This is a genomic window from Hyphomicrobium sp. (assembly GCF_051860585.1).
GTDB lineage: Bacteria > Pseudomonadota > Alphaproteobacteria > Rhizobiales > Hyphomicrobiaceae > Hyphomicrobium_C.
Genome location: NZ_JBHYDS010000002.1, coordinates 554758 through 580659 on the forward strand (window position 1 = coordinate 554758; position 25902 = coordinate 580659).

Annotated in this window: 27 protein-coding genes and 1 tRNA gene; 18 read left to right on the forward strand and 10 right to left on the reverse strand. The window is 64.3% G+C overall.

Annotated elements, in window-relative coordinates; all coding sequences use genetic code 11:
* Positions 1–95: 95 nt before the first annotated feature.
* Complete coding sequence (locus ACTIFK_RS05470; RefSeq protein ID WP_439542033.1) at positions 96–674, forward strand: type 1 glutamine amidotransferase domain-containing protein; 579 nt, start codon at positions 96–98, stop codon at positions 672–674.
* 113 nt (positions 675–787) lie between these two features.
* Here ACTIFK_RS05470 and ACTIFK_RS05475 read toward each other — a convergent pair whose 3' ends face one another.
* Positions 788–1327, reverse strand: a complete 540-nt coding sequence (locus tag ACTIFK_RS05475; RefSeq protein ID WP_439542034.1) for a tetratricopeptide repeat protein — start codon at positions 1325–1327, stop codon at positions 788–790.
* Between the two features lie 261 nt (positions 1328–1588).
* Between ACTIFK_RS05475 and ACTIFK_RS05480 the strand changes: the two genes are divergently transcribed.
* On the forward strand, positions 1589–2335 hold the full coding sequence (locus ACTIFK_RS05480) for a hypothetical protein (protein ID WP_439542035.1): 747 nt from the start codon (positions 1589–1591) through the stop codon (positions 2333–2335).
* Positions 2336–2360: 25 nt separating this feature from the next.
* Here ACTIFK_RS05480 and ACTIFK_RS05485 read toward each other — a convergent pair whose 3' ends face one another.
* Positions 2361–3230: an aldo/keto reductase gene (locus ACTIFK_RS05485; protein ID WP_439542036.1), complete on the reverse strand. Its 870-nt coding sequence runs from the start codon at positions 3228–3230 to the stop codon at positions 2361–2363.
* Positions 3231–3384: 154 nt separating this feature from the next.
* On the reverse strand, positions 3385–3852 hold the full coding sequence (locus ACTIFK_RS05490) for a DoxX family protein (protein WP_439542037.1): 468 nt from the start codon (positions 3850–3852) through the stop codon (positions 3385–3387).
* A 217-nt stretch (positions 3853–4069) separates the two neighbouring features.
* Between ACTIFK_RS05490 and ACTIFK_RS05495 the strand changes: the two genes are divergently transcribed.
* From ACTIFK_RS05495 to ACTIFK_RS05510, 4 genes are all read left to right on the forward strand, one after another.
* Entirely contained in the window at positions 4070–5593 is a 1524-nt protein-coding gene (locus ACTIFK_RS05495; protein WP_439542038.1) for a phenylacetate--CoA ligase family protein, read from the forward strand.
* 64 nt (positions 5594–5657) lie between these two features.
* On the forward strand, positions 5658–6071 hold the full coding sequence (locus tag ACTIFK_RS05500) for a hypothetical protein (protein WP_439542039.1): 414 nt from the start codon (positions 5658–5660) through the stop codon (positions 6069–6071).
* A gap of 180 nt (positions 6072–6251) precedes the next feature.
* The gene (locus tag ACTIFK_RS05505) at positions 6252–6734 is read left to right on the forward strand and encodes a hypothetical protein (protein ID WP_439542040.1); all 483 of its coding nucleotides are present in this window, start codon (positions 6252–6254) and stop codon (positions 6732–6734) included.
* Between the two features lie 193 nt (positions 6735–6927).
* Positions 6928–7164 carry a hypothetical protein gene (locus tag ACTIFK_RS05510; protein ID WP_439542041.1) on the forward strand — a complete coding sequence of 79 codons (237 nt, stop codon included), beginning with the start codon at positions 6928–6930 and terminating at the stop codon, positions 7162–7164.
* Between the two features lie 33 nt (positions 7165–7197).
* Here ACTIFK_RS05510 and ACTIFK_RS05515 read toward each other — a convergent pair whose 3' ends face one another.
* On the reverse strand, positions 7198–7854 hold the full coding sequence (locus tag ACTIFK_RS05515) for an MBL fold metallo-hydrolase (RefSeq protein WP_439542042.1): 657 nt from the start codon (positions 7852–7854) through the stop codon (positions 7198–7200).
* Positions 7855–8087: 233 nt separating this feature from the next.
* Here ACTIFK_RS05515 and ACTIFK_RS05520 point away from each other — a divergent pair, with 233 nt between their 5' ends.
* The 3 genes from ACTIFK_RS05520 to ACTIFK_RS05530 all read left to right on the forward strand — a co-directional run bounded on the left by ACTIFK_RS05520 (position 8088) and on the right by ACTIFK_RS05530 (position 9957).
* Positions 8088–8462: a hypothetical protein gene (locus tag ACTIFK_RS05520; RefSeq protein ID WP_439542043.1), complete on the forward strand. Its 375-nt coding sequence runs from the start codon at positions 8088–8090 to the stop codon at positions 8460–8462.
* 108 nt (positions 8463–8570) lie between these two features.
* Positions 8571–9104: an RNA polymerase sigma factor gene (locus ACTIFK_RS05525; RefSeq protein ID WP_439542078.1), complete on the forward strand. Its 534-nt coding sequence runs from the start codon at positions 8571–8573 to the stop codon at positions 9102–9104.
* A 1-nt stretch (position 9105) separates the two neighbouring features.
* Positions 9106–9957 (forward strand): hypothetical protein, encoded by an 852-nt coding sequence (locus ACTIFK_RS05530; RefSeq protein WP_439542044.1) that lies wholly within the window; start codon positions 9106–9108, stop codon positions 9955–9957.
* A gap of 9 nt (positions 9958–9966) precedes the next feature.
* Here ACTIFK_RS05530 and ACTIFK_RS05535 read toward each other — a convergent pair whose 3' ends face one another.
* Both ACTIFK_RS05535 and ctrA read right to left on the reverse strand, forming a co-directional pair.
* Complete coding sequence (locus tag ACTIFK_RS05535; RefSeq protein ID WP_439542045.1) at positions 9967–12186, reverse strand: S8 family serine peptidase; 2220 nt, start codon at positions 12184–12186, stop codon at positions 9967–9969.
* Positions 12187–12491: 305 nt separating this feature from the next.
* Positions 12492–13190 (reverse strand): response regulator transcription factor CtrA, encoded by a 699-nt coding sequence (ctrA, locus tag ACTIFK_RS05540; RefSeq protein ID WP_439542079.1) that lies wholly within the window; start codon positions 13188–13190, stop codon positions 12492–12494.
* 624 nt (positions 13191–13814) lie between these two features.
* Here ctrA and ACTIFK_RS05545 point away from each other — a divergent pair.
* Together ACTIFK_RS05545 and ACTIFK_RS05550 are read left to right on the forward strand one after the other, a co-directional pair.
* Complete coding sequence (locus tag ACTIFK_RS05545; protein ID WP_439542046.1) at positions 13815–14195, forward strand: flagellar export protein FliJ; 381 nt, start codon at positions 13815–13817, stop codon at positions 14193–14195.
* A gap of 206 nt (positions 14196–14401) precedes the next feature.
* Complete coding sequence (locus ACTIFK_RS05550; RefSeq protein ID WP_439542047.1) at positions 14402–15016, forward strand: hypothetical protein; 615 nt, start codon at positions 14402–14404, stop codon at positions 15014–15016.
* A gap of 62 nt (positions 15017–15078) precedes the next feature.
* On the opposite strand, the gene sciP is transcribed toward ACTIFK_RS05550, so the two are convergent.
* Entirely contained in the window at positions 15079–15357 is a 279-nt protein-coding gene (sciP, locus tag ACTIFK_RS05555; RefSeq protein ID WP_291150845.1) for a CtrA inhibitor SciP, read from the reverse strand.
* A 283-nt stretch (positions 15358–15640) separates the two neighbouring features.
* Here sciP and mnmA point away from each other — a divergent pair, with 283 nt between their 5' ends.
* The 3 genes from mnmA to ACTIFK_RS05570 all read left to right on the forward strand — a co-directional run bounded on the left by mnmA (position 15641) and on the right by ACTIFK_RS05570 (position 17818).
* The gene (gene mnmA, locus ACTIFK_RS05560) at positions 15641–16837 is read left to right on the forward strand and encodes a tRNA 2-thiouridine(34) synthase MnmA (RefSeq protein WP_439542048.1); all 1197 of its coding nucleotides are present in this window, start codon (positions 15641–15643) and stop codon (positions 16835–16837) included.
* A 103-nt stretch (positions 16838–16940) separates the two neighbouring features.
* Positions 16941–17657: a class I SAM-dependent methyltransferase gene (locus tag ACTIFK_RS05565; protein ID WP_439542049.1), complete on the forward strand. Its 717-nt coding sequence runs from the start codon at positions 16941–16943 to the stop codon at positions 17655–17657.
* A gap of 84 nt (positions 17658–17741) precedes the next feature.
* Positions 17742–17818: transfer RNA gene (locus ACTIFK_RS05570), tRNA-Met, on the forward strand.
* 164 nt (positions 17819–17982) lie between these two features.
* On the opposite strand, the gene ACTIFK_RS05575 is transcribed toward ACTIFK_RS05570, so the two are convergent.
* Entirely contained in the window at positions 17983–18768 is a 786-nt protein-coding gene (locus ACTIFK_RS05575; protein WP_439542050.1) for a hypothetical protein, read from the reverse strand.
* Positions 18769–19167: 399 nt separating this feature from the next.
* Here ACTIFK_RS05575 and ACTIFK_RS05580 point away from each other — a divergent pair, with 399 nt between their 5' ends.
* The 4 genes from ACTIFK_RS05580 to ACTIFK_RS05595 are packed head-to-tail and all read left to right on the forward strand — an operon-like array spanning position 19168 to position 23963.
* Entirely contained in the window at positions 19168–20118 is a 951-nt protein-coding gene (locus ACTIFK_RS05580; protein WP_439542051.1) for an ABC transporter ATP-binding protein, read from the forward strand.
* Positions 20119–20132: 14 nt separating this feature from the next.
* Positions 20133–20879 (forward strand): ABC transporter permease, encoded by a 747-nt coding sequence (locus tag ACTIFK_RS05585; protein ID WP_439542052.1) that lies wholly within the window; start codon positions 20133–20135, stop codon positions 20877–20879.
* Positions 20880–20888: 9 nt separating this feature from the next.
* Positions 20889–22919: a GldG family protein gene (locus tag ACTIFK_RS05590; RefSeq protein WP_439542053.1), complete on the forward strand. Its 2031-nt coding sequence runs from the start codon at positions 20889–20891 to the stop codon at positions 22917–22919.
* A gap of 24 nt (positions 22920–22943) precedes the next feature.
* On the forward strand, positions 22944–23963 hold the full coding sequence (locus ACTIFK_RS05595; RefSeq protein ID WP_439542054.1) for a DUF4340 domain-containing protein: 1020 nt from the start codon (positions 22944–22946) through the stop codon (positions 23961–23963).
* Between the two features lie 31 nt (positions 23964–23994).
* On the opposite strand, the gene ACTIFK_RS05600 is transcribed toward ACTIFK_RS05595, so the two are convergent.
* Together ACTIFK_RS05600 and ACTIFK_RS05605 are read right to left on the reverse strand one after the other, a co-directional pair.
* The gene (locus ACTIFK_RS05600) at positions 23995–24921 is read right to left on the reverse strand and encodes a LysR family transcriptional regulator (protein WP_439542055.1); all 927 of its coding nucleotides are present in this window, start codon (positions 24919–24921) and stop codon (positions 23995–23997) included.
* Between the two features lie 55 nt (positions 24922–24976).
* Complete coding sequence (locus ACTIFK_RS05605; protein WP_439542056.1) at positions 24977–25687, reverse strand: type 1 glutamine amidotransferase; 711 nt, start codon at positions 25685–25687, stop codon at positions 24977–24979.
* Between the last annotated feature and the right edge of the window lie 215 nt (positions 25688–25902).

A 25902-nucleotide genomic window follows, 5' to 3' on the forward strand; every position in this document is an offset into this window, starting at 1 on the left:
CCGGCGAATTGTCCTGCGCCGGAATGCGCGGCCCGGAACCGTTCGCCCCGGAGGCCCGTTTTCGACCTGTCCCGAAAGCAACGACAGGAGGCCACATGCCTAAGATATCGAAAGCGAAAATTCTCATCCTGGCCACCGATGGCTTCGAGCAGTCCGAACTCGAGGTGCCGCGCGCCAAGCTCAAGGAAGCGGGCGCCCTGGTGCACGTCGTCGCCCCCAAGGAGCGCAAGGACAAAAAGGAAATCCGCGGCTGGAAGAACAAGGAATGGGGCCCCGGCGTGCCCATTGACCGCGAGCTGGCCGATGCCTCGGAAGGCTTCTACGACGCCCTCGTCCTGCCGGGCGGACAGATGAACCCCGATAGTCTCCGCGCCTCCCCCGAGGCGATGGCGCTGATCCGAAGCTTCGTCAATTCCGGCAAGCCGGTCGCCGCCATCTGCCATGCGCCGTGGCTGCTCATCGAAGCCAATGCGATCCGCGGCCGCAAGGCCACGTCGTACAAGTCGATCAAGACGGACCTCGTCAACGCCGGCGCCGATTGGCGCGACGAAGCGGTGGTGACGGACCAGGGCATCATCACGAGCCGAAACCCCGGCGACCTCGACGCCTTCGTCGCGAAGATCATCGAGGAGGTCGAGGAAGGCAAACACGACCGGCCGGAACTCGCCGCCTAGCCAACGCTCGGCTCGCCGCTTAGCCAACGCTCGCCACCTAGACCGCACGCGATCCGCACGGTGTCAACCGCCAGCGCCAAGCAACGGTGCTGGCGGTTTTGTTTTGAGGCCGATTAGCTCCCGCGCGGCAGCCGGACATGCATCTCCGCAATCGCGTCCGCGAGCGTCTGGTAATCCTCGCATTCCACTCCGCAGCGCTTTTCGATTTCGCGCAGCTGCACACGCGCATTCGGAAAATCGCCGTGCTGAAGATAGGCCTCGCCCATATACTGGCGCGTGCGCGTATCGGCCGGATCGATCGAGAGCGCCTTGCGATAGAACGGCATGGCGGCGTCCACGTCGCCCATCTTGCGTGTCGCGAAGCCCTTGACCCGCAGGATGCGCGGATCGTTCTCATTCTGCGCCTGGCCCGCGACGGCAAGCGCGTCGGCATAGGCCCCGCTCTTCGCGCTCCAGTACGCCTTTTCGTAAATCTGATCGTCTGTCATGGCGCCATTTTGCGGCGCACAGGCCGGCTTCCCGGCATTGGCCGGATCGGCGCAATCGATCGCCGGCCGCGGTGCCGGTTCGTCCATGGCTGCGAGGCTCGCATTCGACAGCGCACTGCTCGCGGCGGCAAACACCAGCGCCGCCGTCAAAAGTCTCTTCGGCATGAATAAGTCTCCATTCTGATAGAGCGCAACACGAAGCAGCGGAAATCGCGCCGCCGCCTGTGACGCCACCTTTTGCCCCATGCGCCGGCGGCCCGCTGTTCCCCGCGGTGCAAACGCGCCATGCGGAACACTGTCCAAAAGTTCAATACCCGGCGCGCCGATGTTGTCGTCTGATGAAATGGGGCCAGGTCCGCCTGGTCGAGGCCAATCAAAGCAAAATCAGCGCGTCTCGAAATGCGCGATCCTGGGGAAACGACAACGATGGAGCAACTCGGACCGGAAGTCCTGCTGGCGTTAGCGCTTGTGGGTGTGGCCCTGATTTTGGTCACGCTCTTCGTCACGCGCATGATGCGCGGGGCCGGCCGCACGACTGGCCCAGCCGAACAAAGAGTTGGCCAAGCCGAACAAAGAGCTGGCCAGGCCGGACAGGCGGCTTCCATGACCGTACCCGCTGCGCAGGTCACAGCCACGCCATCGGCGCCCACGGCAACGCCCAGTCCAGCGCATCACAAAGCGCCTGCAAATTTCAACGCACCCGCACCACCGGCTCCACAAGCGCACGCCGCCAAGCCTGCCCGCGAGCCGTCTTACACCGAGGTTGCGGTTGCGGCGGGAGGCCCGCGGCCCAGCACCCCCGCATCCACCCAAAAGCCCGTCGATTATTCGGACGCGGCGACCGGCGTCGGCACCGGGGCATCGTACACCGCCATCGCGGTGGCCGAAGTCGCGCGCGCAGCCCGAAACATGCCGCCACTCGCATCGGCAGCGCCGTCCAGAGAGTCCTCGCCATCGTCGACGGCCAACGACAACGCGCCGGTTCCCACGGGCCGCAATGGCGTCGGCCAATCCTATACCGCCGTCGCCCTTGCAACCGTCGGCGCGTTCACGCCGAAGCACACCGGCGCCGCGTCCCCGTCGCGCATCGACTACACGGGCGCGGCGGCGGAGACGACGGCGGCGTCGTCATACACCGCCATCGCCGTCGCCTTGGCGGCGCGCACCGCTTGACCCAAGCTTTAGCGGAAGAAGCCCATCACGCCGCCGACTTGGCGAGCGCGCCAAGCTCGGCGACTTCGGCGGCGCTGAGCTGAATGTTCACCGCGGCGACATTCTCTTCGAGATGCTTGACCTTGCCGGTACCGGGAATGGGCAGCATGACCGGGCTGCGCGCCAACAGCCACGCGAGCGCGATCTGGCTTGGCTGCGCGTTGTGCTTTTTCGCAATGGTGTCGAGCACGGAGCCCGGCTTCGCCAGCGATCCGGCCGCAAGCGGGAACCACGGAATGAACCCGATGCCCTCCTGCGCACAGTAGTCGAGCACGTCCTCGCTGCTGCGATCGGAGAGATTATAGAGGTTCTGCACGGTCGCGACTTTGAACACCGCCCCAGCCGCTTTGATCTCGTCGACGCTGACCTGGCTCAGTCCGACATGGCGGATCAAGCCTTCTTTCTGCATCGTCGCGATCGCCTCGAATTGCTCCGTACGCGGCACCGTCGGATCGATGCGATGCAACTGCCAGAGATCGATCCGCTCCACGCCGAGCCGCCGGAGGCTGAGCACGACCTGCTGACGCAGATATTCCGGCCGCCCGCACGGGATCCACTGGCTCGGCCCCGGACGCACGAGACCGCCCTTGGTGGCAATGACCACGCCTTTGTAGGGATGCAGCGCGTCCCGGATCAACCGCTCGCTGACCTCCGGGCCATAGCTGTCTGCCGTGTCGATGAAGTCGATGCCGAGTTCGGGAACGCGCCGCAGCGTCCGCAACGCCTCGGCCGGATCGGCTGGCTCGCCCCAGATGCCGTCACCCGTAATTCGCATCGCCCCGAAACCGAGACGCCGCACCTTGAGGTCGCCGCCGATGGCAAACTGGCCCGATTTTTTCGCTGAAACGTCCGTCATGCGTCGATCCTCATTGGCATAGGCGTCTTGGCCCAGGCGATATGTAGGCCGTAAGACGGGAACGACAATGCGGCGATCGATTTTGCCAGTCTGGCCAGGCTGATATTGCCCGGCCAAGCCGCCGCCGATCGAATATGCGACGAGGCCCGCGCGCTTACGTTCGCATGGGGCGGGCGTCTCCATAGCGACGCTGCAGCAGCGCATCGAGCGAAACAGCGCCAGGCCCCGCCACAGCCAGCCATCCGAACAGGGCCATGTAGGCGACCTCCTCGAAGCCGAGCAGCGTCTCGAGGCTATCGACCTGACCCCACTTGGCGGAAATGATCGCGACAATCATCACGACCACCAGCGGCGCGGCGGCAAGGCGCGTGAACAGCCCGAGCAGCAGCAAAAGTCCGCCGAGAAACTCGACGCCCGACACGAACGGCGTCGTGAATGCCGGGAACGGAATACCCCATTCGGTGAAATTCTGGATCATCTGCGGGAGGTTGTTAAGCTTCGCCCAGCCCGTCCAGAGGAACACCCAGCCCACGACGAGGCGCGCGAACAGCGGCGGCAGCCAGGCAAACACGGCCGACAGGCGCTCCGGCATGTCGATCATCCAATGAACGATTTTTTCCATGAAATCCTCGCGTTGATGAAATCGCCCGGCGCTGATGAAATCAGGCCGAAACACGGCCGCCCCGACGACGGCCCGTCCCAACCTTACGATTTTTCAATGCGCCAAGTTTCACGGCGCACGCGAGCCCGGCTGCACCACCCGGCTATTGCAATGCAACCAGTCGCCCCCCTTATGAATTGAGGGGGCTGGCACTGACTCGCGATCTGGAGATCATCACATGTTCGGGCCGCTTCGCTTCGTCATGATGTTGCAGAAGCTTTATCCGTTCTGGCGCAACCCGTCTCAAGTCGAGGCGAGCCAGCAGAAGCGGCTGCGGGCGATTCTCGCCCATGCTGCCGAAAACTCCCCGTACTATCGCCGCCGGTTCGCAGGTCTCGATGTCTCGCGCTGCGCGCTTTCCGAGCTGCCGACGCTCTCAAAAGCCGAGATGATGGAGAACTTCGACGAGCTGGTCACCGACCCCCGCCTTCGGAAAGCCGACCTCGCCGCCTTCGTCGACAACCCCGACAACCTTGGCCGCTATTACCTCGGCGACTACAGCGTCAGCCACACCTCGGGCAGCCAGGGCCAGCCGGCGCTGATCGTGCAGGATCGGGAAGCCGTCTATCTTGTCTTTGCGACGCAGTTCGCGCGCGGCACGAAGCTCAAGCGCCGCTTTCTCCCGCACCTCGGCCGTTTAATCAATCCGGCGCGCATGGCGGTGCTCACGGTCCAGCCGGGCTTCTACCCGAGCGCATCGGCCTTCGCCTATCTGCCGGCGTTCCTGAAACCTGTGTTCAAGGTTCTGCACCTCACCGTGTCGGATCCCATGCCGAGCAACATCAGAAAGCTCGAGGAATTTCGCCCCGACTACATCACCGGCTACGCGAGTTCTCTCGAAGCCTTCGGCCGCGAGCAGGCGGAGGGGCGCATGAACCTCACCGAGCTCGGCTGCCTGAAGCAGATCACGAACGTCGCCGAGCCGCTCTCGGACAAGAGCGCTGCGCGTCTCGAACAGCTCTTCGACGCCCACGTGACGGACGAATACGCGATGGGCGAATGCATGGTGCTGTCGTCCGGATGCACGGTCGGGCGCGGTGCGCACGTCAATTCAGACCTCGCCATTCTCGAAGTCGTTGACGAAAACAACCAGCCTGTGCCGCCGGGCACCGAAGGCAGCAAGGTGCTGCTCACCAACCTCTACAATCGCGTCCAGCCGATCATCCGCTACGAAATCGACGACCGCGTCACCATGAGCGCGAAGCCGTGCGGCTGCGGCAGCTTCCTGCCGCACATCGAAAAGATCAGCGGCCGCAGCAAGGACAAGCTGTTCATCGAGGCGGAAGACGGCAAGCGCCGCGAGCTGCCGTACTATCTGATCCTGACTGGCCTGCATCATGTGCTCGAAATGGCAGAGCATCAGATCGTCCAGACCGGTCCGCGCAATTTCCTTATCCGCGCCGTGCCGCTCGCCGGCCAGAAGCTCGATCCCGAGCGCATCCGCAGCGTCGTCATGGAACAGGTGGTTTCGGAAGGCCTCGATCGCCTGATCGATATTGAAATCGCCGTCGTGCCCGAGTTGCCCCGTGGCCCGTCCGGAAAGATCTCACGCGCCCTCAACGAGTACGCCAAGACGCAGGCGGGCAATAAACAGGCCGGCCAGACACAGGATAGCAAGACACAGGATAGCAAGACACAGGATAGCAAGACCGCCGACGTCAAACCGGCTGCAGCACCCGCGCCCGCCCAAGCCGCTGAGTAAACCTCCGCAGGTGCGATCCGCCACCGCCCCTGGCGCGTAAGCATGCGAAAGTCGGAGGTCATCCATGAAGCGGTTCGTTGCCGCGATAACTGCCACCCTCGCGGCGGCGATAGCGGCCGGCGCCGAAGCCCCGTCCACCCCGGCAGGAACGGCCGTCACGCTGCCCGCGCCGCTCCCCCCGCGCGAAGCCGGCGCGCGTTATGGACAGGCGCTCGGCGTGGCCCTGATCTGCTACGGCCTGCGCACGACTCCGGCTCTCGAACGCCTCCCATCCCAATATACGGGCGACGCCCGCACCGAGTTCGACAGCGAATCCGAAAAGGTCCTCGCGGCGTGGCGCGAGGCGGGATCGTGCAAGAAGGCGGGCGGCCCGAACGCTTGCCGCCTTGTCCACGCGTGGAGCTGCCGCGCCGCACTCAACGAAATCGGCCCTGAAGGCGCGATCCTGCCAGGCCTGGTGGAGCAAAAAACACCGTAAACTGACGCACCGCCCTGCCGGCGACGGCGAGCGACTCCGCGACGCGCCTCCGGGCTCACCTGGAGCCTGAGGTGTTGCCGCCGCACCATCGCTATTTTGTTCAGCGATGCTAAGGTTTGTATTGGCTTTGCGCTGGTGATATCGCTGGCGTTTTCAGCAATTCGTTTGGGAGGCTCCCCCGTGACCCGTCTTCGCTTCGCTGCCGTTTCGGCTGCAGCTCTCATGATGGCTGCGGCCGCGGCGCCTTCCAAGGCGGATCCCGGGTCGTTCGCCGCGCTGGATGGCGCATGGAGCGGCACCGGCAGCGTCCGTCTCGAAAACGGCAAGTCCGAGCGCCTCAAGTGCAAGGGTTATTACAATGCCAAGGGCGGCGCGACGCTCGGCATGGCCATCAACTGCGGCAACGCCACGTTCAAGATCAACATGCGCGCCAACCTGCGCTCCGCGGGCGGCAACATCACCGGCACGTGGGAAGAACGCGAGTTCAATCAGGCCGGCGCCGTCTCCGGCAAGCAGACGGCCGGCGGCTTCAGCCTGAAGTTCTCGGGCGCGCTCTCGGGGTCCATGCAGGTGGAAACGAGCGGCGCCAACCAGACAGTTTCGATTTCGACAGGCGGGCCCGGCTTCACCGGCGTGAAGCTGCAGTTCGCAAAAAGCGGTTGAACCCGCTCTGGTTCGATGGCGGCTGAACGGGCCGCCTCTCAGATTGTGTGCGATCGGCCGCGTGCTTGGCCTCAGGAGATCAGCATGACTCTCTCTTTCGACCGCTTGCGCGCTGGCGCTCACCGTAGCCGCCTTCGCCGCCCCGTCGGCTGAAGCCGGCCGTTGGCGCGGCGGGCCCGAACGCGACATCGCCGTGGCCGTCAGCAAGCATGGCAACGGCACCGTAGCCGGCCCCGTGCGCTCGACCAGCACGGGCTACGAGGTCCGCAAGCCGACTGGCACCTGGATCGCCTGCCGCGGCAGCTGCAGCGAAACGCTGCGCGTCGAGACGGTCGATATCTTCGAGAACAATGGCTCGATGTCCGGCTATGGCACCGCGCAGAACGAATGCGGCATCTTCGGTTGCCTGGAGCTGCGCTACCCGCGCTGACGCGTCGCTCTCGATCTGAGGGGCAGGCAGGACCTACGTCAGAAACGGGTTCGTCTGCCGCTCGTTGCCGATCGTGCTCGTCGGCCCGTGCCCGCAGATGAACGCGTAGTCGTCGCCCAGCGTCAGCAGCTTGGTCTTGATCGCGGTGATCAGCGCATCGTGGTCGCCATACGGGAAATCCGTGCGCCCGATCGATCCGCGGAACAGCACGTCGCCCATCATGATCAGCTTGTTTTCGCGATTGACGAGCACCACCGACCCAGGTGAATGCCCCGGACAGTGCAGCACCTCGAACACATGCCCGGCGATCGTCACCGTCTCGCCCTCCTCGAGCCAGCGGTCGGGCGTCACCGGCCGCGCCGGAATTCCGTAGGCCGCCCCCTGCTTCGCCAGGTTGTCGAGCAGGAAGCGATCCGCCCCATGCGGCCCCTCGATGTCGACGCCCAGCGTTTCCTTGAGTTCGGCCGCCCCGCCCGCATGATCGATATGTCCGTGCGTCAGCACGATTTTCTCGATTCTGATGCCAAGCTCCTCGATCGCCGCCTTGATCTGATCGAGATCCCCGCCCGGATCGACGACAGCGCCCACCTTCGTCGCATCGTCCCACAGCAGCGTGCAATTCTGCTGGAACGGCGTCACCGGGATGATGGCAGCTCTCAGTCCATTGTTTTCAGGCGAGGATTTTGTCATTTTCGAACGGACGTCCTTCGTGTTGGCTCGCCCCTGAATAGAAGGTTTTCGAGGACCCGGCCAGCCCGCCCGCGCTCGTGGCTGACGTTCCGCTTTCCAACGTGTAGGGTCCCGCTCCGCGGGGTTTTGGGGAAAACGCCCGCGCGGCGCGTCCGCCTCGGATTCCGGCCGCAAGCCGCGAGTAAGCCCGGGACGAAGCACGCAGTCGCCGTTTGCTCCGGGGAATGTCGGTCATGCAATTGAGACAAATGCGATACGCGCGCATCGACGGCACCGAGGTGCTGGTCGAGGTCACATCCGAAAAGGAAGCCCGCGCCGCCATCAAGGAGCTGAGGCACAAGAAAAAGGAGCTCGCTCTTTTGAAGCGCCGCCTGACCAAACAGGAGCAGACCGCGCGCCGGCTTGTCGAACGCGTCGAGGCGGCAGACCAGCGCGAAGCCCGCCAGCGCGGCCTGTTCGCCACCCTGCGGCGCGTCTCCCGGGTGTTCAAGAAGCGCAAGGCCCTGCCTGACCCGGACACCTTCCGCCGCGACCTCGATCAGGCCGATGAAATCCTGCATAATATCGACAGCTGCGTGATCCAGCTCGAAGGCCGGCTGCTGGGATGATCCGCCCTCTGAGTCGTTATTCGGCCACAGATGCCGCAAATACCCCAGGCTCAGGAATAACCCTCGGGAGGGTGCGTTGTATCCAATAGTCGCGGAGAGGGGACCGTGATGAACGAAATCCAGTCGCGGATGATCGAGCTTCTACCGCGCCTACGCCGGTTCGCGCTCGCACTGACCGGAGACAAAGACAAGGCCGATGACCTTGTCCAGGACACGTGTGAGCGCGCGCTCTCGCATCTCGATCAATGGCAACCCGGAACGAGTCTCGATAGTTGGATGTATCGTATCGCTCAGAACATCTGGATTGACCACCACCGCAGCCGCAAGAGCCACGGGGAGCAGCAGCAGATCGAAGACATGGCCGACTTGCCGGGCGTTGACGGCCGCCATTTCACCGAGATGCGTCTGACCCTCGCAGCAGTGACGGAAAGCATTTCCCGCCTACCTGCCGACCAGCAGGTGCTGGTGGCGATGGTGTGCGTGGAGGGCATTCCCTACAAGGAGGCTGCGGCCATTCTCGGCATCCCCATCGGCACTGTCATGAGCCGTTTGTCGCGTGCGCGCCAAACGCTTTACGCAGCGCTCACCGAGCCGCCGGCATCCGCGCCGGCCGCAGTTCGCGCGTCGATAAGGGAGCGCTGACATGATCGCGATTTCCGACGAAGACCTGATGCAATTTGCCGACGGCGAGCTGCCGCCAGCCGCTGCCGAGCCCATCGCAGCCCTGCTTGCGCATGACGCCGAACTGCGTCGCCGCCTGGACGTCTTCCTCGTGACGCGTTTGCCGGTCGCGGCCGTCTTCGACGACGTGCTGGCCGAGCCGGTGCCGGACCGCCTGATCGCCGCGATCATGCGGTCGGCTCCTGCGTCTCGCGCCGCGCCCAACGTGCCCAGGCAGACCGGCTGGATCGACCGCCTGCGCACCCTGTTGGACGGCGCCGTCGCCGCGCTTGCGCCCGCGCAATTCTCCCCCGCATTCGCCGCTGGTCTTGCGGCAGCCGTTCTCTCGGCAGGCACCGTCGGCTGGCTCGCGGGACGCGCATCCGCGCCCGCCCCCATGATCGCCGCATCTGAAACCGGCCTCGTGGCCTCCGGCGCGCTCGCACACGCCCTCGAAGCAACGCCGGGCGGCAAAACTTACACCGGCGACCGGGCGACAATCGTCCCCGTGCTGTCGTTCGCCACCGAGGCGGACGGCGTTTGTCGCGAATACCGGATCATGCGGACCGACGCAGGGCCGGACTATGCCGGTCTGGCCTGCCGCACGCCGGAAGGGGCCTGGCGCGTCGCGCTTCATGTCGGCACACCGAAATATCCGCTGGCAAGCCCGGACAAGCCATATCAAACGGCCGGCGGTCCCGCCGTTGCGGAGATCGATGCGTTGGTCGCGACGCTGATTTCCGGTGATGCATTCGGCAACGAGGACGAAGCCGAGCGAATCCACAACGCTTGGCGCGGGCCGGCATCCAAACCGGACCAACCCTCGACGCGGTAGGCACGCCATTCAGGGCGCGGCGCCGGCCCGCATCAGCGTGGTCGTCGCGCCCCACGCATCGTTTGCGGCCTCGACCGGCGGCGGCAACACCGGCACGCTGTCATCGGCTGCAACCGCGGTGCCGTCCCCGCACGTCGTGGGTGCCATCGCCAGGCCCGAACCGTACATGGGATCGCGCCCCGGCGGACCGAGATCGCGCAGCGAGAGATGCGGCATCAGCTTCGCCTTCGCGCCCGTGAAGGCGAGGTCGCCTTGCGTCGCCAGGATGGCCGTCACGAACGGCGCCGCGAACGACGTGCCGGTCTTGTAGCCCTGCTGCGCTTTCGGCAGAGCCGTCAGGATGTCCACGCCCGGAGCAGCGACATCGATGTGCGTCCCGCGGTTGGCCTTCGTATAGTTGTTGCCCTTACGATTGACGGCCGTCACCGCGATCACCTGCGGATAGGCGGCCGGATAGCTCGGTGGCGCGTTGGGACCCATGTTCCCGGCCGCCGCCACGAACACGATGCCCTTTTTGCTCATCCGCGCGATGGCCCGCGCGATCGCTGGATCTTGAGGGCCGGAGAAGCTCATGTTGACGATGTCGACGTTGCTCTCCTCGAGCCAGCCGAGCGCACCGAGCAGGCGCACGGTATCGGTGGACGCGTTGCCCGTGATGTCGCTCCGGAACGCCGTCGCCAGAACGTAATGAGCGTCCGGAGCGAGCCCGGGCGTGCTGGTATCCGGATTGCCCGCCAGCAGCGAGAGCACCGCCGTGCCGTGCCAGTCGTACGGCGACGGCTTCTCGCCATCGAGGAAGGCGCGGCTCGTGGCCTTGAGGTTCGCGAAGGCGGGATGCGTGGTATCGAACGAGGTATCGATAATGCCGATCTTGGCCGTCTTGGCGCAGGCGCCCGCAGCCTTGCTCCAATGGATGAACTTTCTGCCGAAACACACCGAGTCGGGGCACGGCTGCTGCGTTGCCGGCGCAATCGCACGCTTATCCGGGCCACCCGGATCCGCTTCGCCGAGAGACCCGAGGAAGATGCTGTAGGCGAAGTTCTGCATCACTGAGGTCTGCAGGGCCTTGTGCAGCTCACGCTCGGCTTCGTTCGCATTGTATCCAGTGCCGCGCACGCGCTGGACCGCGGCCTTGCCGCCCGCCGGAGTTGGCGCCGAAACGTCGAACCCGCGCTTCTTCAACTTCTCGACATCCGCGGGCGCAAGGGCCGGAACGAAGAACTCGCCCTGCCGTGACTTCGCAAACAGATCTGCCGGCAGCTCCGCGCCTTTGTCCTTGCCGGGGTAGGAGACCGGGAGAGGCGCCGCGGCCGGCGCGGGCGACCGGGCTTTCGGCGTCTCGTCCTTGCCGGCTGAGCGATCCACCGGCGGCGGCTTCACCCAAGGCGCTTTGATGTCCACCGGCGGTTTGACGGAAGGCGCCTGCGCCGGATCCTGCAGCACAACCGGAGCCGCAGCGCCGCTACCGGAATCAGGCTGCGGCGCCTGCCGTTCACGGTCGCGGTCACGCCGGGCACGGTCTGCGTCGGTCTTGCGCTGGTTCTCCTGATCGCGCGCCAGCTTCTCGGCGAGGCGTCGCTGCATGACCTCGAGAGCCTTGGCGCGGCCCTCGGCATCGCTCACGCCCGGGTCGGCATCGGTATCGGTGTCGGCATCGGTATCGGTATCGTTGCGCCGCGGTGAGTTGCCCCGGCGGTCGTCCTCCTGCTGCCCCTTCTGATCCTGCATCGCCTGCTTGCGCTGCTCCTCCTCGGCGGCCTTCCGCGGACGGTCCATGGCCTTTTGCGCGTCGCGCTCGGCGTCGCGCATGCGCTGCTCCTGCTCGCGCTGCGCGCGCTCCTGTGCTCGCTGGGCATCACGCATCGCGCGCTCCTGCTCGCGGCGCATGTCCCGTTCCATTTCCTCCTGGCGCATGCGCGCCTCGCGCTCGGCTGCCTTCTGCGCCTCTTGGGCGGCCCGCTGCATATCGCGCTGCTGGCGCTCCTGGTCGCGCCGCTGGCGCTCCATCTCAGCCTGCATCTCGCGCATTTTGCGTTCGAAATCGCTGTTCTGATTGCCTTTGTTTTTGTCGCGGGCAACGACATCCGGAACCGACACCGAGAAAGCTGCGCCCGCGAGGCAGACGAACAGCGCCAGGCGCAGAGGCGCGGCAGTGCCGAGGCGCCGAAAGCCCCATGCAGTCACGAACCGTTGCAACACGGCCCGCTGGAACACGGCAAAACGATCCATGTCATCAGCCCCCCACCACACGCGGCCCCCAGGCGAAGTGTGGTCCGACGAAACACAACAAGACGGGCGAGCGCCCCCTTTGTCTATGTCCCGGAAACGACACGAATAGACTTAAAAAGAGTCCGTCTTGCGGCTCGGCCTAATATTGCAGGGGAAATTTGTTCTGTGCTCACAACGAGAAGATTCAAATTTCGCGCCGTGCGTCTCGAAAGCGCCTGAAAAACAATTAAGGCGTCTTGCGGCCCGAGCGATCGGATCGAAAGACGCCTTAGAGATTTGCGGCGCGGAAACTGGGACGGCGCGAGTTAGGCGGCTGCGATATTCTCGTCACCCGGATTGCGCAACACGTAGCCGCGGCCCCACACCGTTTCGATGTAGTGCTGGCCGCCGGTCGCGACCTGCAGCTTCTTCCTCAGCTTACAAATGAACACGTCGATGATCTTGAGCTCTGGCTCGTCCATGCCGCCGTAGAGATGATTGAGAAACATCTCTTTGGTGAGCGTCGTGCCTTTGCGCAGCGAGAGCAGCTCGAGCATCTGGTACTCTTTACCGGTGAGGTGGACGCGCTGTCCGTTGACCTCGACCGTCTTGGTATCGAGATTGACCTTGAGGTCGCCTGTCTCGATGACCGACTGTGCGTGCCCTTTCGAGCGACGCACGATGGCGTGAATGCGCGCGACGAGCTCATCCTTGTGGAACGGCTTCGTCATGTAATCGTCGGCGCCGAAGCCGAGGCCGCGAACCTTATCCTCGATCTGAGCAAGCCCAGAGAGAATGAGGATCGGCGTCTGAACCTTCGCCACGCGAAGCATCTTCAGGACTTCGTACCCGCTCATGTCCGGCAGGTTAATGTCGAGAAGAATAATGTCGTAGTCATAAAGCTTGCCGAGGTCGACGCCCTCTTCGCCAAGGTCCGTCGTATAGACGTTGAAACCCTCGGACTGAAGCATCAGCTCGATGCTTTGCGCAGTTGCGCTGTCGTCCTCGATCAGAAGGACCCGCATGCTCATTCCCTCTTCCTTGCCCCATCACAAGGCGCGCCGCCCAAAATCTTAATGGAACGCTACAGTTACGCGAACAACCCATGCCAAACCGTAACGACAAAAGTAACAATCACAGGTTAACAAATCCTAATTTCCGTTTCGAAACATACAAAATGCCGTGCTGATCCATTTTTGCCCATGCGGGACATAATGGTCCCCACGCGCCGAAAGGCTCGGCGCGCCAAAATGACAAAAATACTGAATGGCCCTTCCCCCCCGAAGGACACCCGGAAACATGCCGTGCACGGCCTGGATCGCTGCGAAGCGAAGGACCGGTACGCCGGGATGCCGAACGACACGAATCAAGAGGTAACAGAATTCGCCCGCTAGCCCTAGGGCCCGAAAACAATTACAAAGGCGGGCGAGGTAAATAATGAACTAATGCAGATACGACGTTGCTTTACCGCAACTTAATGGGATCGTGGCATGGTAAAGACAACCGGGGCTCGGACCTCCGGTTCACCAGCGTACCCGCCACTGTATTTGGTCGGGATGGAAGCAGCTGAAGGCTCGTTCGGGGGACCGCCAAATGGCACGGTTCTTGAGAATGAGACTCCAGATGTTCTTGAGTAGGGGTAACGGACGATGAAGGCACGCGAGACAGCTTTGAGGCTGAAGCGCTTCGAGATGGATGAAAGGGCCCGCAAGGTTGCCGATCTCGAGCAGATGATCCGCGAATTCGAGACCATTGCCGGCGATCTGGACCGCCAGATCCAGGCCGAGGAAGATCGCACCGGGATCAAAGACCCGAAGCATTTCTCTTATTCGACATTCGCCAAGTCGGCGGCGCAGCGCCGCGACAACCTGCGCGCGTCGATCGGCGAACTGCGCGGCAAGCTCGAAGCGGCCCAGCAGGATTTCGACACGGCCAAGCAGCAGCTCGCCCGCTTCTCGACGGATCAGCCGCGCGAGTTGGGCCGGCCACGGCGCCGCCACGAGCGCACCAGCGGCCTTTCGCTCCGCTAGCCGAAGCGAAAGCCCGAATTGGGGTGCCGCCGTTTTCCCGGCTCGCGACGCGCGAGCCGACTTGCGTTCGCCCTTTTCCCGTGCCAATCCGCCAAGCGTGGGCGCGCCGCGCAATCGCGCGGGCCTGCCCGGATCTGGGGCCGGCGCACCGGACCCGCTCCAATCGGCCGATATGTCCGTCGGAAATCGTCGCCGGAGGGTATCGAGTGCGCCAGAAACTCATGCTCGGCATGCACACAAAGACGGTTGCAAGCATTTGCCTGCTGACGGCAGCGCTCTCAGGCTGCGCCGGCAGCGGACTCACGCCGCCGGTCATCGGCGAAGCCCCGGCTCCCGCCGAGGCGAGCGACCCCGCCGCCCCCTCCGCGTTGCAGAAGCTCCTGCTGCCGAAAGATGTGGTGATCGGAACCCCGACCGAGGTCTACACCCGCATCGCGCGCGGCGTCCTGACCTGCTGGTTCGGAGCCGAAGGCCCATTGAAAGCACAATACATTTATCACGCGGCGGCCGAACCGGCCTCGCGTGGGGGCAACTCCGAAATCAAGATCATGACGCGCGACATGGCGGCGGACGACCCGCGCGCCCTGCGCGCCTACCGCGTCGGCATCTCGCCGTCGCAGGACAAGACCCGTGTCGAGATCGAAAATGTCCGGCTTCCCGAGCCGCTAGCCGACCGCCTCAAGCTCGATGTCGAGCGCTGGTCGGCGTCCGAGGACAGCGGATGCGGCGAAGCGCCCGTCACGGCTGGATGGGCCGCCGAGCCGGCCATCGCCGTTCAAGCTGCGAAAAAAGAGAAAAAACAACCTAAGAAAACGCCATGACGCCGGCGCGCAGAGGATGATCCTGCGGGCCAAGCGATCTTGAGCGTCCGTGGGAACGGCGCTCAGCTTCTGTAGTCTTGGATCCGTGTGGCGCGAAGCCCGGGAAGACCATGCTTGTCGATAGACCGCTGCCAGGACAGGAACTCGTCCACGGTCAGCTTATACCGCTCGCAGGCTTCTTCGATGCTCAGCAGTCCACCCCGCACGGCCGCGACGACCTCCGCCTTGCGGCGGATGACCCAACGCTTCGTGTCCCGTGGCGGGAGATCTGCAACCGTCAGCGGGCTCCCATCGGGGCCGATGACATAGCGCACACGCGCTCTCATGTGATGTTCGGTCATGATACTCGATACTAACAATTGACCAGACCCGGACCTTAGCTTAATTCTATTAAACATAAGCTAAGCCATTGAGTAAACGTATCATAAAACTGGGTGCAGCGTCACGAGGTGAGCCCCGTTATGGTTGACGCGGGCCGCCGGGCGCCGGCCGGCGCCTAGGTTTCCTCAGCAACGGCAGCTTGCACAGTCAGCAAACACGCCATTACTATGCCCGGATAACGGGGTATCGGAGCGCTTCGCACTGCGATAAGCCTTGCCGCGGCTGCGTATAATTGCCCGCTGCATGAAAAGACGGAAAAACGACGTGTCAACGCAATCCCTTGAATCCCCCATTGGCGACGGCAAGCGCAAACGCGTTGTCGTGGCGATGTCGGGCGGGGTGGATTCGTCCGTCGTCGCAGGCCTCCTCGCCCGCTCCGGTCACGAGGTTATCGGCATCACGTTACAGCTTTACGATCACGGCGAAGCCGTCGGCCGCAAGGGGTCGTGCTGCGCCGGCCAGGACGTCGAGGATGCGCGCCGGGTCGCCCAGTCGCTCGGCATCCCCCACTACGTCCTCGACTACGAAAAGCGGTTCTCGGAAGCGGTGATGCAGTCGTTCGCCGACAGCTATGTCGCCGGCGAGACGCCGATCCCGTGCGTCACCTGCAATCAGAAGATCAAGTTTCAGGACCTTCTTCTCACGGCCCGGGACCTGGGCGCCGACTTGCTCGCCACCGGCCACTACGTCCAGCGCGGCCAGGGTCGGGACGGCGCGGCCCTTCTGCGCGGTGCCGACGCAGCGCGCGACCAGAGTTATTTCCTTTTCGCCACCACCCGCGAGCAGCTCGAGAGCCTGTGGTTTCCGCTCGGCGGCATGCCCAAGAGCGACGTCCGCGCGCTGGCCCACGACCTCGGCCTTCTCGTTGCGGAGAAGTCGGACAGCCAGGACATCTGCTTCGTGCCGAAAGGCCGCTACAGCGATGTCATCGAGCGCCTGAAGCCCGGCGCGCTCCAGCCTGGCGACATCGTCCACGTCGACGGCCGGCGCCTCGGCCGCCACGAGGGCATCATCAACTACACCATCGGCCAGCGCCGCGGCCTCAAGATCGCATCCGCCGATCCCCTCTTTGTGCTTCGCCTCGATGCCAAGCGAAACGAAGTGGTGGTGGGACCACGTGCCTTCTTGCACACGCGCACGCTTGTTCTTAGAAACGTCAACTGGCTCGGCGACGGCTCGCTCGAAGAAGCTGTCAACGGATCGGGGGCGGAAGTTTTCGCACGCATCAGGTCCTCGCAGGCGCCGCAGCCTGCCACGGTGTCGTTGGATCACGACGGCATCGTGCGTGTCGCGTTGCGGTATGGCGAACAGGGTGCGGCCGCGGGCCAAGCCTGCGTTCTCTATGCCGATGACTCACAGGAAGCCCGTGTATTAGGCGGCGGATGGATTGCAGAGGCCGTCAAGGCCGATACAATGGATACGTTGGAATCGCCCGCATGACGGCGGATCGACAAAGAATTTTCCGAAGCCGTGACCGGAACTCTTCGGCCCATGGGACCAAGCTTCGGCTGGAGATGGACGTGTGCAGAATATGAAGCCCCAGATGAAACCTCGCTTGCGTGTCGAAGACCTTGAGCGTTCCAATGGCCGCATCGTCGGCATCGGCCGCATCGAAGAGGACGTCGTCAGGACGGCCTACCGCCGTTGGGCACCGATCTACGATCACACGTTCGGCCGCGTCTCCACCGAGGGCCGCAAGCACGCCGCCGAGGTCATCAACTCCAGCATCGAGAGCGGCCGCGTTCTTGAAGTGGGCGTCGGCACCGGCCTCGCGCTCGGCGACTACGGCCGCCACCTCGAAATCATCGGCATCGATCTGTCGCCCGACATGCTCGACAAGGCGCGGGAGCGCGTCGCCAACGAAGGCCTGGATCACGTCACCGGCCTTCATGAAATGGACGCCGGCGACCTCAAGTTCCCCGACAACTCGTTCGACATCGTCACCGCGATGTTCGTCATGACCGTCGTGCCGGAGCCCGAGCGCGTGATGCGCGAACTCGCTCGCGTCACCAAGCCAGGCGGCGAAGTGCTGCTCGTCAATCACTTCAGCCAAACGGAAGGCGTCCGCGGCTGGGTCGAGCGCCGCATGGCTCCGTTCGCGGAAATCATCGGCTGGCGTCCGGTTTTCGATCAGTCGCGCGTCATGGTCTGCGACGACCTGACCCTGGCCGAGCGCCGCGCGCTGCGCCCATGGGGCATTTTCACGATGATGCGCTTCCGCAAAGTGGAGCAGGATCAGCAGCCCATCGCCGCCGAATAAGCGGTCACGGGCCCGTCTCAAGAACGGCCAAACGCACGGAGACGCTTGACGGCGCCCCGTGCGATTCTTATAGACACACCTCGTGGCGGGATAGCTCAGTTGGTTAGAGCGGCGGAATCATAATCCGTAGGTCCCCAGTTCAAGTCTGGGTCTCGCTACCACCATTCTCATACCTTGATCCCATCCCGTTCCGGCTCGTTGGCTGAGCCCAAAACGCAAAATGGGCCTTCACCCGGGAGCGAGATCCGCGGCAGGGGGCTTGTCCGCGGATGAGCATCCAGGCCCGGCGTCAAACGACCTCATGTGTGCCCCCGCCAGTGGCCGATTAGAGCGTCACGGACTTCACGCCCGCGGCTTCGAGTGCCCTGAGCCGCCGCGTGAGCACCACCACGTAGTAGAGCATGTAAAGGTATTGGAACGTCTCCACCACCTCGCTCGGACGGGTGAAAATGAAATCGCTGAGCACGTACTTGCCGAGATCGTCGACGACCTTGAAGCTGAGCGCGATCAGCGCGGCCGGCGCGATCGCCAGCGGCGGCGTCAGCAGCGCCAGCAACGGGCTGCGGAAGTATCCGGTCCACCCTTGGATGAACGGCACGACGAGGCCGCCGATGAACATCGCGTTGTCGAAAATCAGCTTCGGCCGCTGATTGAACCAAGGCGACGTGTTGTGCAGGTTCGTCTCTTGCTGCCGATTGATCTCGGACCAGTAGGCGGGCGTGTTCCAGTTGAAGAAATGCTGCCCCCAGCTGTGCTCTTCACCGGCGATATAGAACGCGGCGAGCGCGAAGAACACGATCGCGATCCAGAGCAGCGTGCTTCCCTTGACGACGCCGAAGCGCAACGCACGCGCCGACAGGATCGCGGCCGCGGCGGCGAGGAAGAATTGCGACAGCTCGAGAAAGCCGAACCCCTCGGGCAGCACGTGCGCCACGTAGAATTCGCGAGCAACGGTATGAATGACGAGCACGCCCGCCAGCACCGCAAGCGGGAGATAAGCCGACCACCACAGGTCTGCGCCGCGCGGCGCCCATTGAGACGCCGGAATGACGTCCAATGGAGCAGGCGGCACGAATTGACGAGAGGTATCATTCGGCGAGTTTGCGCTCATCAATTCACTCCCAGGCCCTCCAAGGCCGAACGGTACGCTCCCGCGACATTTTTCGAGCAATGACAAATTTATGTCGTGCGAACAAGACCGCAAAAGTCAGAAAATGTCCGATTTGCGCGACCCGCGCCGCGCCCGCAACACCGCGCGCGTCACGTTTTACGCAGACATGCACGATGCCCACCGGACGCACCATGACAAATTCGTAAGTTGAGTGCAGTGCGTGTCATCCCCTATTGAAATCGCCGTTGGCCTTGCAATCTACGCTCCCGCAACCCTTTGCAATGGCGTCCAAAAGCGTGACGGCAGCCGTAAGTATCGGCTCAGGAATGGCAGGAGCGTGATAAGGCTGAAGACAATCGGCCGGCCACGAAGAGCCGGCTGCGGGGAGATAGGACAACGATGGCAGCGCTCATAGAAGCCGTGGGACTGCAAAAAACCTTCGGACCGATCAAGGCCGTCGACGGAATTTCACTCAGCGTCGAAAAAGGCGAAGTGCTCGGATTTCTCGGGCCCAACGGCGCCGGCAAATCTACGACGATGAAAATGATCACCGGATTCCTCGAGCCGGATGCGGGCACGGCCAGGATCTGCGGCTTCGATGTGCTCACCAACCCGAAGGCTGCAAAGTCGCGGCTCGGCTATCTCCCCGAAGGCGCGCCCGCCTACGCCGACATGACGCCCGCGAGCTTCCTGTCCTTCATCGCGGAAATCCGCGGCTTCAACGGCGACGACGGCCGCACACGCGTCGCCGCCGCGGTCGCAAAAGCCGGTCTCGGCGGCGTCCTCGACCAGCGCATCGAAACGCTCTCGAAGGGCTTCAAGCGTCGCGTCGGCATCGCCCAGGCCATCCTGCACGACCCCCACGTTCTGATCATGGACGAGCCGACGGACGGCCTTGACCCGAACCAGAAGCACCACATCCGCGAGTTGATCCGCGAGATGGCCGCTCACAAGGCGATCATCGTCTCCACCCACATTCTGGAAGAAGTGGAAGCCGTCTGCACCCGCGCCGTCGTCATCGACAAAGGCCGCATCGTCGCCGACGGCACGGCTGAGGATCTGCTGCGCCGCGCCCCCAACCACGGCGCCGTCGCCGTGCGCCTCGCGCGCGAGGATGCTGATGGACTGAAGACGGCCATGGCCGCCCTGCCGAGCGTCGCGCGTGTCGAGATGACGGCCGGAGCCAACGGCACGGTGCAACTGCGGGCGATGCCCAGGAATTCCGCCGCGCCGCTCGAGCCGATCGCCGACCTCCTGCGCCGCGAGCAGATTTCCGTCGAAGAGATCTATGTCGAGCGCGGCAGGCTCGACGACGTCTTCCGCGAAATCACAACCCCAGTCCAAGCTTGAGCGGAACGTTCATCATGCGCGACTTCCTGAAAACTTCCGCGATTATCGCCCGGCGCGAGTTCGCCGCCTATTTCTCGACGCCGTTGGCGGCCGTCTTCATCACGATCTTCGTCGCCGCCACCGGCGCGTTCGCCTTCTTCATCGGCGGCTTCTTCGAACGCGGCCAGGCCAACCTCGACGCCTTCTTCGTCTATCACCCCTGGCTCTATCTGTTCCTCGTGCCCGCCGTCGCCATGCGGCTCTGGGCGGAGGAACGCAAGAGCGGCACCATCGAGCTGCTGATGACGCTGCCGATCTCCCCGGCTGAGGCGATCGTCGGCAAGTTCGCCGCCGCGTGGGCCTTCGTCGGCGTCGCGCTCATCCTCACCTTCCCGATGTGGATCACCGTCAACGCGCTTGGCGACCCGGACAATGGCGTGATCTTAGCGAGCTACCTCGGCAGCTTCCTGGTTGCCGGCGCCTTCCTGGCGGTCGGCGCGTTCATTTCCGCGCTGACCAAGAACCAGGTGATCGCTTTCATCCTGTCGGCAACCGCGTGCTTCCTGCTCGTCACCAGCGGCATGGACATCGTCCAGAACACGTTCCGCCTCTGGACGCCGCAGTTCGTCTCGGATGCGGTGTCCAGCATGAGCGTGCTCTCTCATTACGACGAGATCACGCGAGGCGTCGTCAGCCTCGGCTCCATCGTCTTCTTCGCCTCCCTCATCGCATTCGCATTGTTTGCGAATGCCGTCGCCGTCACCCAGAAGAAATCCGCCTGAGGCCCGCAAATGACATCGCCTCTCATGGAAACTGTCCGCAACCGCCTCTCCGGCGCCTTTGCCGCGCTCGTCTCATTCGCCTCCCGCATGAGCCCTGCACGCCTTGCCTGGGGCGGGCTCGCGCTTGCAGCCGTGATGCTGCTGTCGGTCAACCTCATCTCGTCCGAGCTGTTCGGCGGCTGGAAGGCCGATCTGACGGAAGACCGCCTGTTCACGATCTCGCCCGGCTCCGCGGCTGTCCTCGGCGCCATCGAGGAACCGATCAAGGCGCAGCTCTACTTCTCGTCCAAACTCGGTGAACGGGCCCCGTCGCTGGCCGCATATTCAGGCCGCATCCGCACCATGCTCGAGGAATTCCAGCGCCTGTCGAACGGCAAGTTCCAGCTTGAAGTCGTGGATCCCCAGCCCTTCACCGAGGTCGAGGAAAAGGCAGTTGGCGCGGGCCTGCGCGGCCAGCGCCTCAATGCCGAAGGCGAGATGGGATACTTCGGTCTCGTTGCCACCAATGCAACTGACGATCAGCAGGTGATCGCGAGCCTCTCGCCGGATCGCGAAAACTTCGTCGAGTACGACATCACGAAGCTGATCCACTCGCTCTCCAATCCGAAGAAGCGCCTCGTCGGCCTCATCAGCTCGCTCCCCCTCGACGGCGGCGAGAACCCGATGACCAAGCAGCCGACGCAGCCGTGGATCATCATGAGCCAGATCCGCGAGTTCTTCGACGTCGAGACGCTCGATCAGGCCGTGACCGAAATTCCGGCCCGCATCGACGTGCTGCTCGTCGCCAAGCCGACCATGCTCACGCCGCAGGCCGCCTATGCCATCGATCAGTTCGCGCTCAAGGGCGGCAAGCTGCTGGTCCTCGTCGATCCGATGGCCGAAGCGGCACAACTCGAGCTGTTGCAGAAGAAGGGCGAAGGCAACGAGCAGATCGCAGCGCTGCTGAAGTCCTGGGGCGTGGAGTTCGACGGCAAGAAAGTCGCCGCCGATATCCGTCATGCCCGCCGCGTGCAGTTCGGTCGCGGCGAAGAAGGCTCGGTGACGCAGTACGTCGCCTGGCTCGGCCTCGACAAATCGAACTTCGATCCCGGCGACATCCTGTCGAGCGGCATCGAGACCCTCAACGTTGCATCGCCCGGCATCCTGACGCCCATCGAGGGGGCCACGACGCGCGTCACGCCGCTGCTGACGACCTCATCCGACGCAATGGAGATCAAGACCGAACAAGTGGGTATGAGCGCCGACCCGGTCGCCCTGCTGCGCAATTACGTGCCCGGCGGCAAGAAGCTCGATCTTGCGGTGCGCATTTCGGGCGACGCCAAGAGCGCCTTCCCGGCCGGTGCGCCGAAACCCGGCGAGAAAGCCGGCGACAAGAAGGATAACCCCGCAGCGGCGCCCGATGCGAAGCCCGCCGACGCGACAAACAAAGCCGACGAGGCCAAGCCCGCCGCTCCAGCAACGCCCGGCCCCGGCCATGTCGCAACCGGACGCATCAACGCCATCGTGGTTGCCGACACCGACTTCCTCGCCGACCGCTTCTGGGTGGAAAATCGCGACATGCTTGGCCAGCAGTTCGTCGTCCCCTCCGCGGGCAACGGCGCCTTCGTCGTCGGCGCGCTCGAGAACCTGACCGGCAGCGACGCGCTGCTCGCGCTTCGCGGACGCGGCATCAAGAACCGCACCTTCACGCTCGTCGAAAACCTCCGCCTCGATGCGGAACGCCAATACCGCGAGAAGGAGGAGGCGCTCACCGCCAAGCTGAAGTCGGTCGAAGCCGAGTTGCAGAAGCTCCAGACGGCGGCCGCGACCAACAACATTATCGCCGACGAGCAGAAGACCGCTGCCATCGAGCGCTTCACGTCTCAGATGATCGAAACGCGCCGTGAGCTTCGTCAGGTCAAGCTGGCGCTCGGCCAGAGCATCACCAGCCTCGACGGATGGCTGAAGTTCGCCAACATCGCCCTCGTGCCGCTCCTGATCGCGGCCGGAGGCATCGGCTGGAGCGTCTGGCGCGCGCGTCGCGCCGGACCGAAGGCGTGACGAGATACGTGGGAAGCTGACACCATGACACCGAAGCAATTCGCATCCCTCGCCGCCGCGACCGGCCTCTCGCTGATCGTCGCCATCGCCGTTCACGCGGCGCGCCAGCCATGGGCCCCCGGAGCGTCCGGGACCACCAAGCTGTTTCCCGATCTCGCCGCCGAAGCGGGCAAGATCGCGCGCGTGTCCGTCACGCAGGGCGGCGACACGCTGACGCTCGAAAAATCCGGCGACACCTGGCTCATGAAGAGCCAGGGCGGCTATCCGGCCAGCACCGACAAGGTCCGCGCACTCATCGCCGCGTTGGCCGACGCGCGTCTGCTTGAGACGAAAACCCGCCTCGCCACGCGTCATGCCGCTCTCGAACTGGACGACCCGGCCGGCAAGCTGTCGCGCGCACGCCTCGTCCGCCTTGAGGACACAAGCGGCGTCCTTTTGGCCGAAGTCATCGCCGGCAAATCGAAACCCGCGGCCCACACGTCGGGAGCCGGCGCGGAAACCTACGTGCGCCGCCCCGGCGACGATCAGAGCTGGCTCGCCAGCAGCGACATCGCCGGCGACGCGAAACTGAAAAGCTGGGCCGAGCCGAGGGTGTTTGAACTAAAAACGGAAACGGTCAGCAGCCTCACCGTCGAGCTGCCCGGCCAGCCCGCCTACGTCATCAAGCGCAGCGACGACGGCGCCCACACGCTGGCGGATATCCCGGCCGGCAAACGCGTCAAATACGTGAACATGATCGACAACATCATCGAGGCGGCGACGTTCCTCGACCTGGAGAAAGTGCGCAAAGCATCCGCAACGCCGGGCAGCGACGCGGGCACCGTGAGCTTCGAGACCGACGCCGGTCTCAAGATCACGCTCAAGATCCGCCGCGACAAGGACGACACCTGGGCCACCATCGAAGCCAAGGGCGAAGGCGAGGCCAAGCAGGCCGCGGCGGACATTGCGGCGCGCGCCGGGGGCTGGGAGTTCGCCATCCTGCCATCCAAGGCCGACACGATGCTCAAGAAGCACGACGACCTGCTGGAAGATGCGGCGTCATAGCGTTGTCGCCACGACGTAACGGGCATTTCCGTCAGGACACGCTTCGCGTGGCGATCTCGAAATCTTCCCAAGTCGGGCTACCGAAGCGCTCGACGAGAAAGTCGATGAACACGCGCGTCTTCGCCGCAAGGAAACGGTTCGGCGCGTAGAGCGCATGGATCGTGACGTCCTGCGGCGGATAGCCGGGCAGCACGACGGCAAGCTTTCCGTCCGCAATATCGCAGCCGACGAGAAAGCTCGGCAGCCGCGCGATGCCGATGCCCTTCAGCGCCGCCTCGCGCAGCGCGTCTCCGTTGTTGGAGCTGAGGCACGCCGCGATGGGCACCGTCATCGGCACGCCGTTGTCGGTGATCTGCCAGCGCGGCACGGTCGTCGAATGCCCGTAGTGGAGACAGCGGTGACTGACGAGATCGGTCGGCCGCTCCGGCGCACCGAACGCGGCGATGTACGCCGGGCTCGCCACCAGCACCACGCGCACCGTCGAGATCCGCCGCGCGATCAAGCTGGAATCGACCATCGCCCCGATACGGACGGTCACGTCCACGCCCTCTTCCAGCGGATCGACCATGCGATCGGTCAGCGTCAGCTCGACCTTGAGGTCGACATAGCGGGCCATGAAATCCGCAATCGCCGATCCGAGATAGAGCGTGCCGAACGACATCGGCCCGTTGACCTTCAGCACGCCGCGCGGCTCCTCGTGCAGCCGCGAGATCTGCGCTTCGGTTTCGTCCACCTGCGCGAGAATGGCGAGGCAGCGCTCGTAGTACGCGAGCCCCGCCTCCGTCGGCACCACCCGCCGCGTCGTCCGGTCCAGGAGGCGCGCACCCAGCGCCTGCTCGAGTTGCGTGATGGCCTTGCTGATGGCGGAGCGCGTGACGCCAAGCCGGCGCGCGGCCTCGGCGAAGCTGCCGGTCGCCACCACCTTGACGAGCACGTTCATCGCGTCGAGCTTATCCATCGGGGCGATCTCGAACTGGCTGGGTAACATGGCCCGCGCGCCGCGGGCCACACGCTCAAATCAGCGACTTGAAATTCTTATAGAGCGTGCGCGCAACCGACGTATAGCCCGCCAGGTTCCGCGCGACGTCCGCCGCCACCCGTTCGACGGCGCCCGCTCCCAGCGCGGTTTCGAGCGCACGCGCATATTCCGGGATCGCCGCCCAATCCGCCACCGTCTCGCCCGTGACCTCCACATGACATTGCAGCCCGTAGGCGTAATCCCCGTAGCGCAGCGCCTGGATTTCGCACGCGTCGGAGCGCGCGAGCTGCACCGCACCCGCGGGCAGCGTCTTGACCTCGGCGCCATGCCACTGCAGCACCTCGATGGGATTGGGCACGCCGTCGAACAGCGGATCGCGCAACCCCTCCTCCGTCTGCGAGATGGTGAGCGCCCCCACCTCGGGCCGCGACCCGGGGCCGACCTTGCCGCCCAGCGCATCGGCCAAGAGCTGATGGCCGAGGCAAAGGCCGAAATAGGGCCGCCGCATGTCGGCAACGAACCGGCGGATGGCCGCCTTCTCGGGTTTGAGCCAGGGGTATTCGTCTTCCTGCCAGACGTCCTGCGGTCCGCCCATCACCATCATCACGTCGAACGGCTCGAGGTCCGGAATGGTCTCGCCCTCATCGACCTCGACCGTCGTCCAGGTAAACCCGTCTTCGTTGAGGAAGTCCCGGAACACGCCCGGATGCTCGACAGCCAGATGCTGCAAGACCAAAACTTTCATGCGCCCCTATCCCTCATCATCCCAGTTTCAATGCTGATTTTCTTCGGCGCCCAATGCCCGCTCCCTGGGCCTTAGGCTCACGGATTGGGCAGTCATGACCCCACTCCGATGCATCCGGCAACCGGCGCCCCGCCCCTCGACAACACCCCTCGAAACCCAGATTCGGCGGGCGTTTGCGGGCGAAACGCACGGCTCCATTAAACCGAGTTTCACTT

Bases quoted from the DNA above. Each gene is read 5' to 3' on its own strand.
- ACTIFK_RS05595 (WP_439542054.1), top strand. From the start codon at position 22,944: ATGACACCGAAGCAATTCGCATCCCTCGCCGCCGCGACCGGCCTCTCG.
- ACTIFK_RS05575 (WP_439542050.1), bottom strand. From the start codon at position 18,768: ATGAGCGCAAACTCGCCGAATGATACCTCTCGTCAATTCGTGCCGCCT.
- ACTIFK_RS05500 (WP_439542039.1), top strand. From the start codon at position 5,658: ATGAAGCGGTTCGTTGCCGCGATAACTGCCACCCTCGCGGCGGCGATA.
- ACTIFK_RS05590 (WP_439542053.1), top strand. From the start codon at position 20,889: ATGACATCGCCTCTCATGGAAACTGTCCGCAACCGCCTCTCCGGCGCC.
- ACTIFK_RS05490 (WP_439542037.1), bottom strand. From the start codon at position 3,852: ATGGAAAAAATCGTTCATTGGATGATCGACATGCCGGAGCGCCTGTCG.
- ACTIFK_RS05535 (WP_439542045.1), bottom strand. From the start codon at position 12,186: ATGGATCGTTTTGCCGTGTTCCAGCGGGCCGTGTTGCAACGGTTCGTG.
- ACTIFK_RS05545 (WP_439542046.1), top strand. From the start codon at position 13,815: ATGAAGGCACGCGAGACAGCTTTGAGGCTGAAGCGCTTCGAGATGGAT.
- ACTIFK_RS05585 (WP_439542052.1), top strand. From the start codon at position 20,133: ATGCGCGACTTCCTGAAAACTTCCGCGATTATCGCCCGGCGCGAGTTC.
- ACTIFK_RS05515 (WP_439542042.1), bottom strand. From the start codon at position 7,854: ATGACAAAATCCTCGCCTGAAAACAATGGACTGAGAGCTGCCATCATC.
- ACTIFK_RS05485 (WP_439542036.1), bottom strand. From the start codon at position 3,230: ATGACGGACGTTTCAGCGAAAAAATCGGGCCAGTTTGCCATCGGCGGC.
- ACTIFK_RS05475 (WP_439542034.1), bottom strand. From the start codon at position 1,327: ATGCCGAAGAGACTTTTGACGGCGGCGCTGGTGTTTGCCGCCGCGAGC.
- ACTIFK_RS05520 (WP_439542043.1), top strand. From the start codon at position 8,088: ATGCAATTGAGACAAATGCGATACGCGCGCATCGACGGCACCGAGGTG.
- ACTIFK_RS05580 (WP_439542051.1), top strand. From the start codon at position 19,168: ATGGCAGCGCTCATAGAAGCCGTGGGACTGCAAAAAACCTTCGGACCG.
- ACTIFK_RS05565 (WP_439542049.1), top strand. From the start codon at position 16,941: ATGAAACCTCGCTTGCGTGTCGAAGACCTTGAGCGTTCCAATGGCCGC.
- ACTIFK_RS05530 (WP_439542044.1), top strand. From the start codon at position 9,106: ATGATCGCGATTTCCGACGAAGACCTGATGCAATTTGCCGACGGCGAG.
- ACTIFK_RS05605 (WP_439542056.1), bottom strand. From the start codon at position 25,687: ATGAAAGTTTTGGTCTTGCAGCATCTGGCTGTCGAGCATCCGGGCGTG.
- mnmA (WP_439542048.1), top strand. From the start codon at position 15,641: ATGAAAAGACGGAAAAACGACGTGTCAACGCAATCCCTTGAATCCCCC.
- ACTIFK_RS05470 (WP_439542033.1), top strand. From the start codon at position 96: ATGCCTAAGATATCGAAAGCGAAAATTCTCATCCTGGCCACCGATGGC.
- ACTIFK_RS05480 (WP_439542035.1), top strand. From the start codon at position 1,589: ATGGAGCAACTCGGACCGGAAGTCCTGCTGGCGTTAGCGCTTGTGGGT.
- ACTIFK_RS05495 (WP_439542038.1), top strand. From the start codon at position 4,070: ATGTTCGGGCCGCTTCGCTTCGTCATGATGTTGCAGAAGCTTTATCCG.
- ACTIFK_RS05525 (WP_439542078.1), top strand. From the start codon at position 8,571: ATGAACGAAATCCAGTCGCGGATGATCGAGCTTCTACCGCGCCTACGC.
- ctrA (WP_439542079.1), bottom strand. From the start codon at position 13,190: ATGCGGGTCCTTCTGATCGAGGACGACAGCGCAACTGCGCAAAGCATC.
- sciP (WP_291150845.1), bottom strand. From the start codon at position 15,357: ATGACCGAACATCACATGAGAGCGCGTGTGCGCTATGTCATCGGCCCC.
- ACTIFK_RS05600 (WP_439542055.1), bottom strand. From the start codon at position 24,921: ATGGATAAGCTCGACGCGATGAACGTGCTCGTCAAGGTGGTGGCGACC.